We start from the raw sequence: 17,493 nt of genomic DNA, 5'->3' as shown, positions 1-17,493 counted from the left end.
GCGAACGAGCTGGAGCGCAAGGACGAGTTCCCCGACGCGATCGTCGAGGCGATGAAGGAGATGGGGCTGTTCGGGATCACGATTCCCGAGCAGTACGGCGGCCTCGGTGAGTCGCTGCTGACCTATGCGCTGGTGGTCGAGGAGATCGCCCGGGGCTGGATGAGTGTCTCCGGTGTGATCAACACCCATTTCATCGTGGCGTACCTGGTGTTGCAGCACGGCACCGAGGAGCAGCGGGCGCGGCTGCTGCCGAGGATGGCGACCGGTGAGGTGCGTGGCGCGTTCTCGATGAGCGAGCCGGGTTGTGGTTCGGACGTGTCGGCGATCACGACCCGCGCGGACCGCGACGGCGACGACTACGTCGTCACCGGTCAGAAGATGTGGCTGACGAACGGTGCCCGCGCCGGGCTGGTCGCCACGTTGGTGAAGACCGACGAGGGCGCGGACTCGGTCTACCGGAACATGACGACGTTCCTGTTGGAGAAGGAGCCCGGTTTCGGGACGCACGGGGGGATCACGATCCCCGGCAAGCTCGACAAGCTCGGGTACAAGGGCGTCGAGACGACCGAGATGATCCTCGACGGGCATCGCACCCCGGCGAGCTCGATCCTGGGCGGGCCCGACGCGGCGGGCAAGGGTTTCTACCAGATGATGGACGGGGTCGAGGTCGGGCGGGTCAACGTCGCGGCGCGGGCCTGCGGGATCATGATCCGGGCTTTCGAGCTGGCGATCGCCTACGCCCAGCAGCGTCGGACGTTCGGCCATCAGATCGCCGACCACCAGGYGATCGCGTTCAAGCTCGCGGAGATGGCGACCAAGGTCGAGGCGGGCCATCTGATGATGGTCAACGCTGCCCGGAAGAAGGACAGCGGGCAGCGCAACGACGTCGAGGCGGGCATGGCGAAGTTCCTGGCGAGYGAGTACTGCCATGAGGTGACGACGGAGTCGTTCCGGATTCATGGCGGGTACGGGTACTCGAAGGAGTACGAGATCGAGCGTCTGTACCGGGAGGCGCCGTTCATGCTGATCGGTGAGGGCACCTCGGAGGTGCAGAAGCGGATCATCAGCCGCGCGCTGCTCCAGGAGTACAGGCTTCCCCGCTGAGCCGGCCGCCGGCCGTGGGCCGCAGGCCGAAGCAGGAAGTATCAGGCAGCAGCAGGAAAGTTGTCCGGGTACCGCGGGCGGGTGGACGACGCGGGACACCCGCCCGTGCGGGACCGGCCGGGCAGCCAGCACCGCCGGGCAGCCAGCACCGCCGGGCACCGGGATCGCCAGGCACGAGGAAATCAGGGGAGTGGGGCATGCAGTTCGGCCGGTACTACGAGGAGTTCGAGGTCGGCGCGGTCTACAAACACTGGCCGGGCAAGACGGTCACCGAGTACGACGACCACCTGTTCTGCCTGCTGACGATGAACCACCATCCGCTGCACCTCGACGTGAACTACGCCGAGAAGACCACCCAGTTCAAGCGGAACGTCGTCGTCGGCAACTACGTGTACTCGCTGCTGCTGGGGATGTCGGTCGCCGACGTCTCSGGCAAGGCGATCGCGAACCTCGAGGTCGAGTCGCTGCGGCACGTGGCGCCGGTGTTCCACGGGGACACGATCTACGGCGAGTCGACCGTGCTGGACAAGGTGGAGTCGAAGAGCAAGGACGACCGTGGCATCGTCACGGTCGAGACCCGCGGCCTCAACCAGGACGGCACCCTGGTCTGCATCTACCGCCGCAAGGTCATGGTCCCCAAGCGGTCCTACGGTGAGGCCCGCGGCGGCGAACAACCCGGCCGCCCCGAGCCGCGTAGCTGACCCCGGTCAGTTACTGACCCGAACCGGGCGTCCGGCCAGGGTTCTGGCGCAGGCGCACAGGGGGCGGCAGGGAAGCGGCCGCTTGCGGCCGTTGGACAGAAGTCGACAGCGAACGCTGGATCCGGCCATGCTGGAGCAGGTCCGGGCGGTGTGTCCCACCGTGCCCCGGGCCGCAGGCCCTGGGGTGCTGCCCCGGGCAGCCAGCCGCCGGTGGTGTCGTCGGCGATCCGCGTACTCGGGTACCGCTCGCGGTGCCGCGGGCCCGCGGGTCGCGCCGACGTCTCCGCCTGCGTTCGCCTCGACGAAAGGTGACATTCGTTGGATCTCCACGGCGCGCCCGTCCGCCCTGCCGCCGCGCGGCACCTCGGTTCGAGGTAGCCGATGTTCTCCGTCGATTCCGTCCTCGCCACGCTCGCGCTGGAGCCGGTGGCCACCGATCACTACCGGGCCGGCAGCGTCGGCACCGGGGGGCCGGTCGTCCACGGTGGCCAGCTGCTGGCGCAGACCCTGGTCGCGGCGCAGCAGGGCCAGGAGGGCAAACGGGTCAAGACGCTCCACACGGTGTTCGCGCGGGCCGCGAAGCCGGACGTCGACCTCGACATCGCGGTGAGCCGGGTGCACAGTGGCCGCAGCCTCGCGACGAGCCTGGTGTCGATCAGCCAGGGCGGCCGGCTGTGCGTGCAGTCCCAGGTGCTCCTGTCGGCCGAGGAGCCGGACTTCATCAGCTACGCGGCGACGCACCCGGCGCCCCCGACCCTGCCTGCCGCGCCGGATCCGGCCGAGAGCGCCGGCAGCTGGCAGATCCAGATCGTCGGCGACGTCGACCTGAACGACCCCGACGCCATCGGGCCCGCCGAGCTGGACGTGTGGACCCGCTGGCCCGGTGCCCTGGACGACCCGGTGACCAGCCAGGCGCTGCTGGCGTTCTCGACGGACAGCTTCCTCATCGCGACGGCGATGCGCCCGCATCCGGGCGTCGGCCAGGCACTCGCGCACCGGTCGATCTCGACCGGTGTGCTCAGCCACACCATCACCTTCCACGCGCCGAGCCCGGCCCGGGACTGGCTGCTGCTGTCGCACCGCAGCACGTTCGCCGGGCACGGCCGCAGCTATGGGCAGGGTGACGCCTACCGCGGCGGGCAGGGGCTGGTGGCGTCGTTCGTGCAGGACAACATGATCCGCGCCATGGCCGCCTCCGGGAGCCACCTCTAGATCTCCCCACCACCTCGGGTACCCAGTACCCCAGTACTCCCGGGGCGCCGAGTGCGGCCCGCAATCCCAGGGCGTTCCTCGATCGGGAGGAACGCCCTGGATGTGTTCGGGGTCCGGCGCGGCCCTTCACGGGTCACCCCGGCCAGATGTTGGGTCTTCGATGTGGCGGCAGCCGGTCCGCGGCGTCTTCCGGTCTCGCCGGATCGCTCGCTTCCCATTGGTGAGTACCTCACTCTCGGCCACTGATCTCGTCGCTCTCGCCAGGCGGAAGGCAGAAGTCGACACTCTCGGATGCGGTCTGAGAGGATTTGGGCAGGTAGTCGCTGCCTGCCCGCGGATACCGCGTGGCTGGCACAGGACTGTCAGATCGCAGCGACGTCGGGTAATGGACGGGTTGCGCAGCGGAAGATCGGTCTGTCGGGCGGCGGGAATCCGCCCCCGGAATTGGCCGGCAAATCGCCTGCTGCGTCAATCTTTACCCGGACAAGAGAGGCTCCCGTAACGGTGGCTCAGTGGGTCCGGGTTTGTCTTGACATCGACATCGACATCAGTAGTATGAGGCACCTCACAGCCCCGGGGTCTGTACTGGATCACTGTGAGGTTCGTGGCCCCCACCAGAGGAGCGAACGTGACGGATCATGAAGCGGTAATCGTTTCGACCGCGAGAACGGCGATCGGCACGGCGGTCAAGGGTTCCCTCGTGGACGTCGACGCGTTCGAGCTCGGCACGCAGGCCGTCGCGGAGGCGGTTCGGCGCTCGGGTGTCGACCCGGCCGACATCGACGATGTCGTGCTGGGGGAGTCGCTGTACGGCGGCGGTGACATCGCGCGCTACGCCGCCATCGAGGCGGGCCTGTTCGGCGCTCCGGGTGTCGCGCACAACCGGCACTGCGCCTCCGGGCTCGTCGCCGTGCAGACGGCGGCGGCCTCGATCCGTTCCGGCATGGACCGGGTCGTCGTGGCGGGCGGGACGAACTCCTCGTCCACCTCGCCGCGCGCGAAGCGGCGCCGGCCGGGAACCGACGAGGTGGAGGACTGGTACTCGCCCACCCACCGCAACTCCGCCGAGGCGCCCAACTACGACATGTCGATCACGGTCGGCTGGAACGCCGCGGTGAAGGCCGGGGTGTCCCGTGAGGAGATGGACGCCTGGGCCCTGCGGTCGCACCAGCGGGCCGTGGCGGGCATCGACGCCGGCTCCTTCAAGGAGGAGATCTTCCCGATCGAGGTGCCCCGGCGGGACGGGACGAGCTTCACCTTCGAGGTCGACGAGCACCCGCGTCGGACGACCAGCATGGAAAGGCTCGCCGGGCTCAAGGTGCTGCACCCCGAGATCGAGGGGTTCAGCATCACCGCCGGCAACGCCGCGGGCGCGAACGACGGTGCGGCCGCCATGGTGATCACGGACAGCTCCTACGCCGCGGCGAACGGGCTGGAGGCCCTGGGTGTCGTGCGCGCGTGGGCCTCGGTCGGTGTGCCGCCGGTGGACACCGGCATCGCGCCGACCCTGGCGATTCCGAAGGCCCTGCGGCGCGCGGGGCTCTCGGTGTCCGACATCGACCTCTGGGAGATCAACGAGGCGTTCGCCTCGGTGGCGGTCGCCGCGTCGCGGCTGCTGGAGATCGATGACAGCCGGGTCAACATCCTGGGCAGCGGCTGCAGCCTGGGGCACCCGATCGCGATGACGGGCGCGCGTCAGGTGATCACGCTGATCCACGAGCTGCGACGCCGCGGTGGTGGTCTCGCGGTGTCTGCGATGTGCGCTGGCGGCGGTATGGCCAGCGCGCTCGTGCTGGAGGTTCCGGCCCCGTAACACCGAGTGAGTGGGCGGGCTCGCCCGGATGGCCACCGGGCGAGCCCGCGCCGGCTCGGCGCCAGGACGGAACACGACAGCAAGAACACTGAGCCTTCTCCACCCGTCGACACGGGCTCACGACCCCCCTGACCGTGGGCCGTGAGGTGGAAGAGGCTCACTGCCCCACGGGCACGTCGTGGCGGCAGTATTTCCCGTACCTCGAATTCAAGGGAATGACGATACGGTGAAGCGGCAGCGTTTCCGTTCTCGGCGGTCAACTCGTCCACCGGCCACGACACGTCCACCGGCCAGGTGTGCACGCAGCGCCCCGGCTCACTCCGATACTAGCTCCGGTAGCTGAGCGGTCGGGCGGAAGTTGTCATGAACGATACATCTGTTGCGCACGACTTCTTTCAGGCGCTGCTGCAGGGCCTGCCGCCGGGAGTCGTCTATTCCCTGGTCGCGTTGGGCTTCGTCCTGACGTACAAGACCTCCGGTGTGTTCAACCTCGCGTTCGGCGCGCAGGCCTACGTCTCCGCCGCCATGTACTTCAAGGCGCGGATCACGTGGGAGTGGCCGACCGTCCCGGCGGTCATCCTGGCTGTTTTCGTGCTGCCGCCGCTGATCGGCCTCGTCCTGGAGCGGCTGATCTTCCGGCCGCTGCGGACGGCGCCCGCGGTCGCCCGGCTCGTCGTCGCCGCGGGTCTCGCCGTCGCCATCCCGTACCTGTTCGACATCCTCGCGAAGTTCACGGCCGTCGCCGGGGAGACACCGGTCGGTGTCGCACCCGACGGGGCGAACGTCTTCTACGACCCGTTCGGCGTGTACGCGTTCAGCCGCGACGAGCTGGTCAGCATGGGCGTCGTGGTCGTGGCCGTCGCCGGGCTGGTCGCACTGTTCCGGTTCAGCGCGATCGGCGTCCGGATGCGGGCCGTGGTCGAAAGCCCGAAGATGACCGAGCTCAACGGCATCGCGGCGGACCGCATCTCCGCGCTTTCCTGGGTGCTGTCGTCGTTCTTCGCGGGAATCGCCGGTGTGCTCATCGCACCGCGCTTCAACACGCTCGCCGCCGCCGACTTCTTCAGCGTCATGGTGGTCGCGATCGCCGCGGCGGCAATCGGCCGGCTCACCAGCCTGCCCGGGGCGCTGGGCGGCGGCATTCTGCTGGGCGTCGTCATCGCCCAGCTCAACACCTTCCTGCCGCGCTGGTCCGACGACCACGCCTGGGTCAAGACGGTGCAGGAGAACCTGACTCCGTCCGTGCCCTTCGTGGTGCTCTTCGCGGTCGTGGTCCTGGTTCCCAGCATCCGGCGGTCCCGCGACTCGGGTGACCCGCTGGCCGGGGTCGAGCCGCCGCCGCCCTCGCTCGGCGGTGAGGTGCGTGACCCGCGCCTGGCGATGATCATCAGGCTGGTCGGTCTCGCCGTCCTCGCGGTCACCGCGACCGTGGTCCTCACCAGGGGCGACTCGCTGTGGGTCTTCCTGGTGACGAAGGCCGTGGTGATGGGCATCATCTTCCTGTCGATCACGGTGGTGACCGGCATGTCCGGGCAGATCTCGCTGTGCCAGGGCACGTTCGCCGCCATCGGTGCCTTCACCGTGTACCAGATGGTGGTCCGCTACGACCTGTCGGTGCTGGTCGCGGCCCTGATCGGAGCCGCGGTGGCGGCCGTGGTCGGTGCCCTGCTCTCGCTGCCCATCCGCCGCCTCGGCGGCATCTGGACGGCGATCGCGACGCTCGCGTTCGCCTACTTCTTCGACGCCGTGCTGGTGAAGCTCTCCTGGGTCGGCGGCGGCGACGAGGCGGTACTGCAGGGAACCACGGTGCCCCGACCGGTCATCGGCCCCTGGGACCTCGGCGACGACAAGTACTACCTGGTGTTCGCCTCCATCGTCCTGGTCGTGGTGGCCGCCGTCGTGCTGCAGCTGCGCAAGGGGACGTTCGGCCGCACCCTCGTGGCGATGCGCGGCAGCGAGGTGGGCGCCGAGTCGATCGGCATCTCCTCCGCCCGGGTCCGCCTGATCGCCTTCGCGGTCTCCGCCTTCATCGCGGGGCTCGGCGGCGCGCTGCTCGCCATGGCGCAGAAGGACGTCAGCTACGGCACGAACTTCGGGCCGTTCGCGGCGCTGTTCTGGGTGGTCATGGTGGTCACCCTGGGCTCGCGCACGATCCGGGGCGCGCTCAACGCGGCCGCGGCGTTCGCGCTGTTCGAGCCGCTCATCCTCTCAGGCACGTTCATCGCCTGGATCGCGCGCAGCGAGGATGCCGTGCCGGACTTCTTCCCGATCACGGGTAACTGGGTGTTCGTGCTGTTCGGCCTCGCCGCGCTGCAGTTCGCACGGCATCCCGAGGGCCTCGTCGAACGGCAGATGAAGCTGCCCGCGTTCCTGACGAACCTGCTTCCGACGCCCACCCCGGCGCTCGCGGGGGCCGGCGGCGTCGGTGCCGTGGGCGCGGCGGCCGGGCCGGCCGAGCCGGACGCGGCGGTGCCGGGCGCGGCCACGCCCACCAAGCCCGGCGCGAAGACCCCGGCCGCCGAGGCGCCCGCCGCGGCGAAGCCCGAGGAAACCACGGCCGCCGCCGAGGCGCCGGCCGTGCAGGCGGCACCCGCGGAGCCCGCGGCACCCGCGGAGCCCGCGCCCGCCACGCCGAAGTCCGCCGAACCAGCGGTGTCCGCTGCTCAGAACCCCGAGCCACCCGCGACCCCGCCGGCGGCGTCGGCTGCCGAGGGCGAGGGCGCCGCCGCCACACCGCCCGAGGCCGGCGTCTCGGTGAGGTCGGGTTCCAACGGAGAGTCGGAGCGGCCGGCCGCCTCCTCGCCGGCGCGAACTGAGGATGTGGTCTCGTGACCGAGGTACTGCGGGCCACCGGCGTCACCAAGCGGTTCGCCGGGATCGTCGCCCTCAACGACGTGACGATGCAGATCGACGAGGGTGAGCGGGTCGGGCTGATCGGCCCGAACGGCGCCGGGAAGACGACGTTCTTCAACTGCCTGCTCGGCGTGCTGCCGATGGACGGTGGCAGCGTCGCCATCGCGGGCAAGGACGTCACCGGTGTCGCCTCCTACCGGCGGGTGCGGGCGGGGATCGGCCGCACCTTCCAGCGGATCGAGCTGTTCCCGGACTGCACCGTCCGTGATCATCTGCTCGTCGCCGAGCGGGTTCGGCGCGGCACCGGCCGGCTGTGGAAGGACATGATCGGCCTCGGTCGGCCGACCTCCTCCGAGCTGGCTCAGTGTGACCAGGTCCTGGGGCTGCTGGGGCTGCTCGACCTCGCCGACGAGCCCATCGAACGGCTGAGCCTCGGCCAGGGCCGCCTGGTGGAGGTCGGCCGGGCGCTGATGACCGAGCCGAAGCTGCTCCTGCTCGACGAGCCCTCCTCGGGCCTGGACCGGTCGGAGACCTCCGCGCTGGCGAAGACCCTCCAGGAGGTTCAGCGCGAGCAGGGTTTCGCGATCCTGCTGGTCGAGCACGATGTCGAGCTGGTCACCAGCTTCACGGAGCGGTCCTACGTGCTCGACTTCGGACGTCTGATCGCCGAGGGTCCGACCCGTGAGGTCATGGCCAGCAAGGAGGTCCGGGACGCCTATCTCGGGAACTTCGAGGTGAAGAGTTGAGCGACGTACAGGCGGTCGAGGAGGGCGCAGGCACGATGACCGGGCCGACCTCGGAAGAAGCGGCGGCATCCGAGCCGACGGCGGCAGCGGTGCCGGCAGCGGCAGTTTCGAAGACGGAAACAGCAGAAGCAGAGCCGGCGGTGGTGACGGCATCGGCGTCGGCGCCGCAGGCCCCGGTCCTTGAGCTGCGCGACGTGGTGGCCGGCTACGGGCCGTTCCGGGCCCTGTTCGGTGTCTCGTTCGAGGTGGCGCCCGGCGAGGCGCTCGCCCTCGTGGGTTCCAACGGGGTCGGGAAGACCACCGTCGCCCGGGTGGCCTCCGGCCTGGTGACACCGACGCAGGGAACCGTTCATGTCGACGGCGTCGACATGACGGGCGCCAAGCCCTACCGGTACGCGCGTGCCGGCGTCGCCCACGCCACCGAGGGGCGATCGGTGTTCGCGACACTCACCGTCGAGGAGAACCTCGCGCTCTCCTTCGGTCGGGTGCGTGGCAAGCGCGGGGTCCGCGAGGCGCTCGAGCAGGCCTACGAGCTCTTCCCGGTGCTGGGGGAGCGACGCAGGCAGCTGGCGGGCAGCATGTCCGGTGGGCAGCAGCGCATGCTGTCGATGGCTCGGGTCATGGTCGAGGTTCCCAAGATCCTCGTCGCGGACGAGCTGTCGCTGGGCCTGGCGCCGATCATCGTCGCGGAGCTCTACGAGGCCCTGCGAAAGCTGCGGGAGCAGGGCACCGCCCTGCTGATCGTGGAGCAGCAGGTGGCGCACGCGCTCGACCTCTGTGACCGGGTCGTGCTGCTCGGCCACGGTTCGGTCGAGTGGACCGGTGCCAGCGCCGACGCGGGTGACGTCGTCACACAGGCCTTCGAGCCGGCGCACTGACAGCACTGCCGGGGCACTGACTCGGTTCGCACACTGGTGAACGCGAAGGCGCCTCCGACCCCGCCTGGGGGCCGGAGGCGCCTTCGTTGATGGGGGCCATGCAGGCCCCGGCGCGGGCCGCGGCCGGGCCGCCCGTTTCGGGCTAGCCCTGATGGGGACGGGGGCGCAGGAACGGGCGCGGACCGTCGGGGTCGTCATCGTCCGGCGCGTCCTGGGGCCGGGGCCGGTCACGCAGCTGCAGCGCGTTGCCGAACAGGCGGGCCAACTGCTCGGCCGCAAGCTCCAGGTCGCTTTCGACGAGGCCCTGCACCAGCCACATCTCGGCGAAGCGGGAGACCATCGCGCCGAGCGAGTGCGCGGCGATGGCGGGATCGATGTCCGGGGCGGCCAGCCCGAGCGCCTGCAGCTGGCGGATGGAGCCGACGACCCGGTCCCGGTCACGCTGCTGGTGATGGAAGCGCTCACTGTTGAGCTCGGCGTCGTAACGGGACACCTGCTCGATCACACCGATGATGCGGGCTTCCGCCCGATAGCTCTCCAGATACCGCCGGATCCCGGCCCGAATGCGTTCCCGGGGTGGCGCGGTTGAGGAGGGGATGAAGATTGCCGTGCTGAGCGGAGCGTTCAGGAGGTCGGTCATCTCCTTGGCGATCTCGCGGAAGATCTGCTCCTTGGAATCGAAGTAGTGGTAGAAGGAGCCGTGCGACAGGCCGGCCTGCTCGGCGATGTCCGAGATTCTCGCCTCCAGGAACCCGTCCTTCTCGAACACGGTCTTCGCCGCATCGAGGAGGCGTGCCCGCGTCGCCGCTCCTTTGCGCGAACGTGGCCCGTTCGGCTTCTCGCGGTCGGTCGGCGCGGCCGTCGACAATGCCTTCTCCTCAGCGTGCGGGACCGGCCACATTGAGTGCCGCGGGCGGGGCCCGCATGTGCAGGTCGGTGGTGTCGGACTGTTGTTGGGGCTGGTGCTGCCGGTGATGCTGACTATCGGCGGAGCCTGGTTATATCGGTGGCGTTCGGTTAGGGTAAGTACAGCCGACTATACTATCGGCGCCGTGGATTTTCTGGTCTCTTCCCTGGATCTGGCAGGTGCGTGTCGAAGCGCTCTCCGCTAAAGGTGCCCCCCACCGTCCCGCGGCCAGGTGGGGCTGGCCGCGGTCGTTTACGCGTGGCGGCCGGTCCGGTCATGGGCCACGGCTGCTCCGCGGCCGGCCGTGCGGGTCGACACGCCCCGGGCGGACCGGAGCGTGTCGACAGGTGGGCGTGGCGGTCACCCGATGGGCCGGTGTATCACCGCACCATCCGTGGCAATGCGGCTACCAGGACACATCGGTTGGTGGATTCGCCGTGGAGCTGATGCGGCGTGTCGCGGTCCGGGCGGGATAACCCGACACGCGGACCGCTTCGTGTTGTAGCGTCGCTCCTGATAAGGCACCTCTTTTATACGGAGAATACCGTTTGCAGGGGAGTGGAGCGATGCGGACAGTAGTTGTTGGGGCGTCCAGCGGGCTGGGTCGCTGTATCGGGATCGGCCTGGCGCGGGAGGGAGCCCCGACCGCGTTACTCGCCCGGCGGCGCGACCGGCTCGTCGATGCGGCGAAGGAGGCCGGGGAGGGCACCCTCGCGATCGAGTGCGACGTAACCAGTGCGGACTCCTGTAAGCGGGCGATCGACGAGGCGGTGAATGGCCTCGGCGGTATCGACGCCCTGGTCTACTCGCCTGGCGTCGGGCCGCTCATCCGGCTGGCTGACATAGACGCCGAAACCTGGCACAGCACTTTTGCCACGAACGTGATCGGTGCATCACTGATCACCGCGGCGGCGATTCCTTACCTCACCGAGAGCGGTGGCACGGCCGCCTACCTTTCGACGGTCAGTGCGTCGGTCACCGACCCGTGGCCGGGCCTGGGCGCCTATGCTGTCAGCAAGGCCGCGCTGGACAAACTGGTCGAGGCGTGGCAGGTCGAGCATCCGAAGGTCGGTTTCACCCGGGTTGTGGTCGGCAACTGCACCGGTGGTGAGGGCGACTCCATGACCGGGTTCACCTCCGGGTGGGACCTCGGTCTCGTCGGCGAGGTGCATCCGATCTGGCAGAGCCGCGGATACATCACGGAGAACTTCCTGCCCGTCGACGAGCTTGTCCGGGTGGTCCACAACGTCCTGCGCAACGGCGCGAGCACGAGTGTTCCCAGCGTCGTGGTGGGGCCTCGCCTGTAGCCGCCGAGCCCTCCTCCGAGCCCGGCACTGCCGACACGTCGCCAGTGCCGGGCCGCCATCGGCGACATGCCACTCGTTGGTGACTCGCTGCTGACGAATCACCAACGGCACGTTCCTGCGTGCTGCCAGTCCATACCGCCGTCCCGTGCCGCCCCGGCCTCGACCGTCGTCGTCCGGTGCTGTGGCACGGGACGTCGGGCTGCGCGGAAACGGCCGGGTCCGCCCTGGTCCCCGGGGACGTCAGGGGGCCTGGCGTGGGGTTCGTCCCGGAGCCTGTGGGGGGCGCGGGGCTTCGCCTCGACACGGCGGGCCCGGACCCGCTAGCCTGCGTCGCATGTTAGTCGACGCTAACATCGACCGCCCGGCCTCCTGGGAGCGGACAGCGCCCGGCGAGCCCCTGCGGAGTCTGGTCGATGTCAAGGACGATCCCGCGCGCCGCAACGCCGCCGCGTTCGCGCAGCTCGTGGACGAACTGCGCGCCACGCTGGCCCGGACCGCGCTCGGCGGGCCCGAGACCGCGCGGCGCAGGCATGTCGAACGCGGCAAGCTGCTGCCCCGCGACCGGCTGGACACCCTGCTCGACCGCGGCAGCCCGTTCCTGGAACTGTCCCCGCTCGCGGCCGCCGGCCTGTACGACGACGAGGCTCCGGGCGCCGGGATGATCACCGGGGTCGGCCGGGTGTCCGGGCGGGAGTGCGTCGTCGTCGTCAACGACGCCACCGTCAAGGGCGGCACCTACTACCCGATCACGGTGAAGAAGCACCTGCGCGCCCAGGAGGTGGCGCTGCACAACCGGCTGCCCTGCGTCTACCTGGTGGACTCCGGTGGCGCGTTCCTGCCGCGCCAGGACGAGGTCTTCCCGGACCGGGAGCACTTCGGCCGGATCTTCTTCAACCAGGCGACGATGTCGGCCCGCGGCATCGCCCAGATCGCGGCCGTGCTCGGCTCGTGCACCGCGGGCGGAGCCTACGTCCCGGCGATGAGCGACGAGGCGGTGATCGTCCGCAACCAGGGCACGATCTTCCTGGGCGGCCCGCCGCTGGTGAAGGCGGCCACCGGCGAGGTCGTCAGCGCCGAGGAGCTGGGCGGCGGCCTGCTGCACTCGCGGCGCTCCGGCGTCACCGACCACCTCGCCGCGGACGACACCGACGCGCTGACGATCGTGCGGCGCATCGTCGGCCAGCTCGCGCCGCGCGCGCCCCGGCCGTGGGACGTCGTGCCGACCGAGGAGCCGCTCCACCCGACGTCGGAGCTGTACTCGGTGGTGCCGGCGGATCCGCGCACGCCGTACGACGTCCGCGAGGTGATCGCCCGGCTGGTGGACGGCAGCAGGTTCGCCGAGTTCAAGAAGGAGTACGGCTCGACCCTGGTCACCGGGGTCGCCCGCCTGCACGGGCACCCGGTCGGCATCATCGCCAACAACGGGGTGCTGTTCGGCGAGTCGGCGCTCAAGGGCGCCCACTTCATCGAGCTGTGCGACCGGCGCCAGATCCCGCTGCTGTTCCTGCAGAACATCACCGGGTTCATGGTCGGCCGCGACTACGAGGCCGGCGGTATCGCCAAGCACGGCGCGAAGATGGTCACCGCGGTCGCCTGCGCCCGGGTGCCGAAGTTCACCGTCGTGATCGGCGGGTCGTTCGGCGCCGGCAACTACTCGATGTGCGGCCGGGCGTACTCGCCGCGGTTCATGTGGACGTGGCCCAACGCGCGGATCTCGGTGATGGGCGGCGACCAGGCCGCGGCGGTGCTCTCCACCGTCCGCCGGGACGGCATCGAGGCCCGGGGCGGCAGCTGGACCGCCGACGAGCAGGCGGCGTTCGAGGCGCCGATCCGCGAGCAGTACGAGCACCAGGGCAACCCCTACTACGCCACCGCCAGGCTCTGGGACGACGGCGTGATCGACCCGGCGGACACCCGCACGGTGCTGGGTCTCGCGCTGTCGGCCGCGGCGAACGCGCCGCTGGACCCCGTCGGCTACGGCATCTTCCGGATGTGAGGACGATGTTCCACACGGTGCTTGTCGCCAACCGCGGTGAGATCGCCGTCCGGGTGTTCCGGACCCTGCGCGAGCTCGGTATCCGGTCGGTGGCGGTGTACTCCGACGCCGACGCGAACGCCCGCCACGTCGCCGAGGCGGACGTGGCGGTGCGCCTGGGCCCGGCCCGGGCGCTCGACTCCTACCTGAACATCGAGAAGGTGCTCGCCGCCGCGGCCGCCACCGGCGCGCAGGCGATCCACCCCGGCTACGGCTTCCTCGCCGAGAACCCGGCCTTCGCGCAGGCCTGCGCCGCCGCCGGTGTGGTCTTCGTGGGCCCGTCTCCCGAGGTCGTCGACCTGATGGGGAACAAGATCGCCGCCAAGCGCACCGTCGCCGCGGCGGGTGTTCCCGTCGTCCCCGGCCGGATCGAACCGGGCATGACGGACGACGACCTGGTCGCGGCGTCGGCCGAGATCGGCTACCCGGTGCTGGTGAAACCGGCCGCGGGCGGCGGCGGCAAGGGCATGCGCCTGGTCCGCGACCCCGCGGACCTGCCCGAGGCGCTGCGCTCCGCCCGGCGCGAGGCCGCCGCCTCCTTCGGTGACGACACGCTGTTCGTCGAACGGTTCGTCGACATCCCCCGGCACATCGAGGTGCAGATCCTCGCCGACACCCACGGCAACGTCATCCACCTCGGTGAGCGCGAGTGCAGCCTGCAGCGCCGCCACCAGAAGATCGTCGAGGAGGCGCCGTCGGTGCTGCTCGACGCCGCCACCCGGGCCCGCATCGGGGGAGCGGCGGTGGACGTCGCAGCCGCCGTCGGGTACGTCGGTGCCGGCACGGTGGAGTTCGTCGTGGGCACCGAGCGGCCCGACGAGTTCTTCTTCATGGAGATGAACACCCGGCTGCAGGTCGAGCACCCGGTCACCGAGCTGGTGACGGGCGTCGACCTGGTCGCCGAGCAGCTGCGGGTCGCCGCCGGGGAGCGGCTGACCCTCACCCAGGACGAGGTCCGGCTGGGCGGCCACGCGGTCGAGGCCCGGGTCTACGCCGAGGACCCCGCCCGGGGCTTCCTGCCGACCGGCGGCAACGTCCTGGTGCTGCGGGAACCGGCCGGCGCGGGAGTGCGGGTCGACTCCGGCCTGATGGCGGGCTCGCCCGTCGCCGCGACCTACGACCCGATGCTGGCCAAGGTCATCGCCTGGGCCCCGGACCGCGCCGGCGCGCTCGCCCGGCTCGACGCGGCGCTCGCCGACACGACGCTGCTGGGAGTGACCAGCAACATCGGCTTCCTGCGGCGGCTGATCGGACATCCCGACACCCTCGCCGGCCGGCTCGACACCGGCCTGGTCGAACGCCACCTCGAGGCGCTGACCGCCCCCGCGCCGGAGCCCGACCCCGGGGCGGTGGGGGGCGCGGTAGTCGGCGCTCCGACAGCGGACGAGGCGCTGGCGGTGTTCGCGCTGGTCAGCGCGCACACCCTGATCCCCACCGGGGCGGTCGTCGACCCGTGGGACGTCCCGTCCGGCTGGCGGCTGGGCGAGCCGGCGTGGGCCCGCTGGTCGGTGGCAGGCGCGGGTGCGGGTGCGGGTGGCGCCGCAGCGCCGGTGCGCGAGGTCGGTGTGCTGCGCACCTCCGACGGCGGCCTGCGGGTGCGCGTCGACGAGGCCGAGCCGCGTACCGCCGAGCTCACCTGGCTTCCGGCCGCGCAGGCGGCCCCGGCCGGGCCGGTCACCCAGGTGGCACAGGCCCCCGCCGCGGCGGTGCGGTCGGGGCAGGCCCTGGTCACCCTGGACGGGCTGACCAGGCGCTGGCAGATCGCCGTGACCCCCGGTGCCCTCTGGGCAGGTGCCGACGGCTTCGCCTGGTCACTGGCGGAGCGCCACGCCGAGCGGGGCGGCGACAGCGCCGCGGGCGAGCAGGGCGGCGAGGCGCGCAGCCCGATGCCGGGCATCGTCGTCGACGTGCGGGCGCGGGCCGGGGACACCGTCGAACCCGGTGCCCCGCTGGTGGTCGTCGAGGCGATGAAGATGGAACACACGGTGGTCGCGCCGCTCGCCGGCCTGGTCAAGGACGTGCTGGTGCGGGTCGGCGACTCGGTCGCGCTCGACGCGCTGCTCGCCGTCGTCGAGCCCGCCGTCGTCGAGCCGGGCGCCGTCGAGCCGGCGAGCGAGCCGCGGGCCGCCGGGCCGCGGGTCACGGACGAGGCACCGCGGCCGCGCGCCGACCAGCCCTAGCCGGGACTCGTCACACCGCCAGCCAGAACTTTCCACAACGCAGCAGACAGGGACGGGCCATGGTCGAGGGTCGACTGAGCGAGGAACACGAAAGCCTGCGCAAGACGGTGGAGGAGTTCGCCCGTGAGGTGGTGGCCCCGGCCGCCGCCATCCATGACGAGGCGAAGACCTTCCCGTACGAGATCATCGCGCAGATGGGGGAGATGGGGCTGTTCGGGCTGCCGTTCCCCGAGTCCTACGGCGGCCAGGGTGCCGACTACTTCGCGCTGTGCCTGGCGATCGAGGAGCTGGCCCGGGCCGACTCCTCGGTGGCGATCACGCTGGAGGCCGGGGTGGGCCTGGGCGCGATGCCGATCTACCGGTTCGGCACCGAGGCGCAGCGGGAGGAATGGCTGCCGGTGCTGGCCAGCGGCCGGGCGCTGGGTGCGTTCGGGCTGACCGAGCCGGGCGCCGGCAGTGACGCGGGTGGCACCCGCACCACGGCCCGGCTCGAGGGTGGGGAATGGGTGATCAACGGCTCGAAGGCCTTCATCACCAACTCCGGGACGGACATCACCCGGGTCGTGACGGTGACCGCGGTGACCGGGGAGCCGGTGAACGGCCGCCCGCAGATCTCCTCGATCATCGTCCCGGTCCCGACCTCGGGCTTCAGCGCCGGCGCGCCCTATTCGAAGGTCGGCTGGCATGCCTCCGACACGCGGCCGCTGTCGTTCCAGGACGTGCGGGTGCCGGAGGCGAACCTGCTCGGCGAGCCCGGGCGCGGCTACGCGAACTTCCTGTCCATTCTGGACGAGGGGCGCATCGCCATCTCGGCGCTTTCGGTGGGGCTCGCTCAGGCCTGCGTCGACGAAAGCGTGAAATACGCGAAGGAACGGGAGGCGTTCGGCGCCCCGATCGCGCGCAACCAGGCCATCGCCTTCAAGCTCGCCGAGATGGAGACCCGGACGTTCGTCGCCCGGACGGCGTACTACGAGGCCGCCTGGAGAATGCTTGCCGGGCTGCCCTTCAAGAAGGAGGCGGCGATGGCGAAGCTGTTCTCCTCCGAGGCCGCGGTGACCAATGCCCGTGAGGCGACCCAGATTCACGGCGGCTACGGGTTCATGAACGAGTACCCGGTGGCACGGCACTGGCGGGACTCGAAGATCCTCGAGATCGGTGAAGGCACCAGCGAGGTGCAGAAGATGCTGATCGCGCGCCATCTCGGCGTCTGACGGACGGGAGCGACCACCTCATATGAAGCACATTGTTGACGCTGTCCAGTCAGCTGTTCCGCACACGGATGATCGCCGCGCCCTGTTCGCGTCCCTACCAGTCCCGGAGTCGTATCGGGGTGTGGTGGTGCGGAAGGACGAGGTGGGGTTGTTCGAGGGGCGGGTGTCGCGGGACAAGGATCCGCGGGAGTCGTTGCATGTGGATGAGGTGGCGACGCCGGAGTTGGGGCCGGGTGAGGCGTTGGTGGCGGTGATGGCGTCGTCGGTGAACTACAACACGGTGTGGACGTCGATTTTCGAGCCGTTGTCGACGTTCGGTTTCCTGGAGCGGTAYGGGCGGACGTCGCCGTTGGCGCGGCGGCATGATCTGCCGTATCACGTGGTGGGGTCGGATCTGGCGGGTGTGGTGTTGCGGACGGGGCCGGGGGTGCATGCGTGGTTCCCGGGGGATGAGGTGGTGGCGCACTGTCTGTCGGTGGAGTTGGAGCGGCCCGAGGGTCACAACGACACGATGCTGGATCCGGAGCAGCGGATCTGGGGGTTCGA

12 protein-coding genes and 1 pseudogene are annotated in these 17,493 nt (G+C 70.6%); 12 read left to right on the top strand and 1 reads right to left on the bottom strand.

Annotated elements, in window-relative coordinates; genetic code table 11:
- The 7 genes from CcI49_RS38975 to CcI49_RS38945 form a co-directional block, all read left to right on the top strand.
- Positions 1-1,104: acyl-CoA dehydrogenase family protein (locus tag CcI49_RS38975; RefSeq protein ID WP_076834741.1), on the top strand; the 1,104-nt coding region annotated here is incomplete at its 5' end.
- Positions 1,105-1,301: 197 nt separating this feature from the next.
- Positions 1,302-1,805, top strand: coding sequence for a MaoC family dehydratase (locus tag CcI49_RS38970; RefSeq protein WP_006544585.1), 504 nt, complete (start codon positions 1,302-1,304; stop codon positions 1,803-1,805).
- Between the two features lie 381 nt (positions 1,806-2,186).
- On the top strand, positions 2,187-3,017 hold the full coding sequence (locus CcI49_RS38965) for an acyl-CoA thioesterase domain-containing protein (RefSeq protein ID WP_076834739.1): 831 nt from the start codon (positions 2,187-2,189) through the stop codon (positions 3,015-3,017).
- A 628-nt stretch (positions 3,018-3,645) separates the two neighbouring features.
- Positions 3,646-4,830, top strand: coding sequence for a thiolase family protein (locus CcI49_RS38960; protein WP_076834744.1), 1,185 nt, complete (start codon positions 3,646-3,648; stop codon positions 4,828-4,830).
- A 363-nt stretch (positions 4,831-5,193) separates the two neighbouring features.
- Positions 5,194-7,662 (top strand): ABC transporter permease, encoded by a 2,469-nt coding sequence (locus CcI49_RS38955; RefSeq protein WP_076834737.1) that lies wholly within the window; start codon positions 5,194-5,196, stop codon positions 7,660-7,662.
- Complete coding sequence (locus tag CcI49_RS38950; RefSeq protein WP_076834735.1) at positions 7,659-8,429, top strand: ABC transporter ATP-binding protein; 771 nt, start codon at positions 7,659-7,661, stop codon at positions 8,427-8,429. The genes CcI49_RS38955 and CcI49_RS38950 overlap by 4 nt, the downstream gene beginning before the upstream one ends.
- A complete protein-coding gene (locus CcI49_RS38945; protein WP_083749986.1) occupies positions 8,426-9,307 on the top strand; it encodes an ABC transporter ATP-binding protein in 882 nt (293 codons plus the stop codon). Before CcI49_RS38950 ends, CcI49_RS38945 begins: the two co-directional genes overlap by 4 nt.
- A gap of 142 nt (positions 9,308-9,449) precedes the next feature.
- On the opposite strand, the gene CcI49_RS38940 is transcribed toward CcI49_RS38945, so the two are convergent.
- On the bottom strand, positions 9,450-10,175 hold the full coding sequence (locus CcI49_RS38940) for a TetR/AcrR family transcriptional regulator (protein WP_054570045.1): 726 nt from the start codon (positions 10,173-10,175) through the stop codon (positions 9,450-9,452).
- Between the two features lie 605 nt (positions 10,176-10,780).
- Between CcI49_RS38940 and CcI49_RS38935 the strand changes: the two genes are divergently transcribed.
- The 5 genes and pseudogenes from CcI49_RS38935 to CcI49_RS38915 form a co-directional block, all read left to right on the top strand.
- The gene (locus CcI49_RS38935) at positions 10,781-11,521 is read left to right on the top strand and encodes an SDR family oxidoreductase (RefSeq protein WP_054570046.1); all 741 of its coding nucleotides are present in this window, start codon (positions 10,781-10,783) and stop codon (positions 11,519-11,521) included.
- Positions 11,522-11,855: 334 nt separating this feature from the next.
- A complete protein-coding gene (locus CcI49_RS38930; protein ID WP_235498324.1) occupies positions 11,856-13,517 on the top strand; it encodes a carboxyl transferase domain-containing protein in 1,662 nt (553 codons plus the stop codon).
- Positions 13,518-13,522: 5 nt separating this feature from the next.
- Positions 13,523-15,736 (top strand): biotin carboxylase N-terminal domain-containing protein, encoded by a 2,214-nt coding sequence (locus CcI49_RS38925; RefSeq protein ID WP_076834730.1) that lies wholly within the window; start codon positions 13,523-13,525, stop codon positions 15,734-15,736.
- 59 nt (positions 15,737-15,795) lie between these two features.
- Positions 15,796-16,947 (top strand): acyl-CoA dehydrogenase family protein, encoded by a 1,152-nt coding sequence (locus CcI49_RS38920; RefSeq protein ID WP_054570048.1) that lies wholly within the window; start codon positions 15,796-15,798, stop codon positions 16,945-16,947.
- Positions 16,948-16,969: 22 nt separating this feature from the next.
- Positions 16,970-17,493: pseudogene (locus tag CcI49_RS38915) on the top strand (crotonyl-CoA carboxylase/reductase); the annotation flags it as partial.

The sequence above is a fragment of the Frankia sp. CcI49 genome (assembly GCF_001983215.1).
Taxonomy (GTDB): domain Bacteria; phylum Actinomycetota; class Actinomycetes; order Frankiales; family Frankiaceae; genus Parafrankia; species Parafrankia irregularis.
The sequence above is the reverse complement of the archived record's forward strand: the minus strand, read 5'-3'. Positions and strand labels throughout refer to the sequence as shown.

What these genes read in the sequence shown, in the direction of transcription:
- CcI49_RS38965 (WP_076834739.1), top strand. Translation starts at nt 2,187, where the DNA reads ATGTTCTCCGTCGATTCCGTCCTCGCCACGCTCGCGCTGGAGCCGGTG.
- CcI49_RS38955 (WP_076834737.1), top strand. Translation starts at nt 5,194, where the DNA reads ATGAACGATACATCTGTTGCGCACGACTTCTTTCAGGCGCTGCTGCAG.
- CcI49_RS38935 (WP_054570046.1), top strand. Translation starts at nt 10,781, where the DNA reads ATGCGGACAGTAGTTGTTGGGGCGTCCAGCGGGCTGGGTCGCTGTATC.
- CcI49_RS38930 (WP_235498324.1), top strand. Translation starts at nt 11,856, where the DNA reads ATGTTAGTCGACGCTAACATCGACCGCCCGGCCTCCTGGGAGCGGACA.
- CcI49_RS38925 (WP_076834730.1), top strand. Translation starts at nt 13,523, where the DNA reads ATGTTCCACACGGTGCTTGTCGCCAACCGCGGTGAGATCGCCGTCCGG.
- CcI49_RS38920 (WP_054570048.1), top strand. Translation starts at nt 15,796, where the DNA reads ATGGTCGAGGGTCGACTGAGCGAGGAACACGAAAGCCTGCGCAAGACG.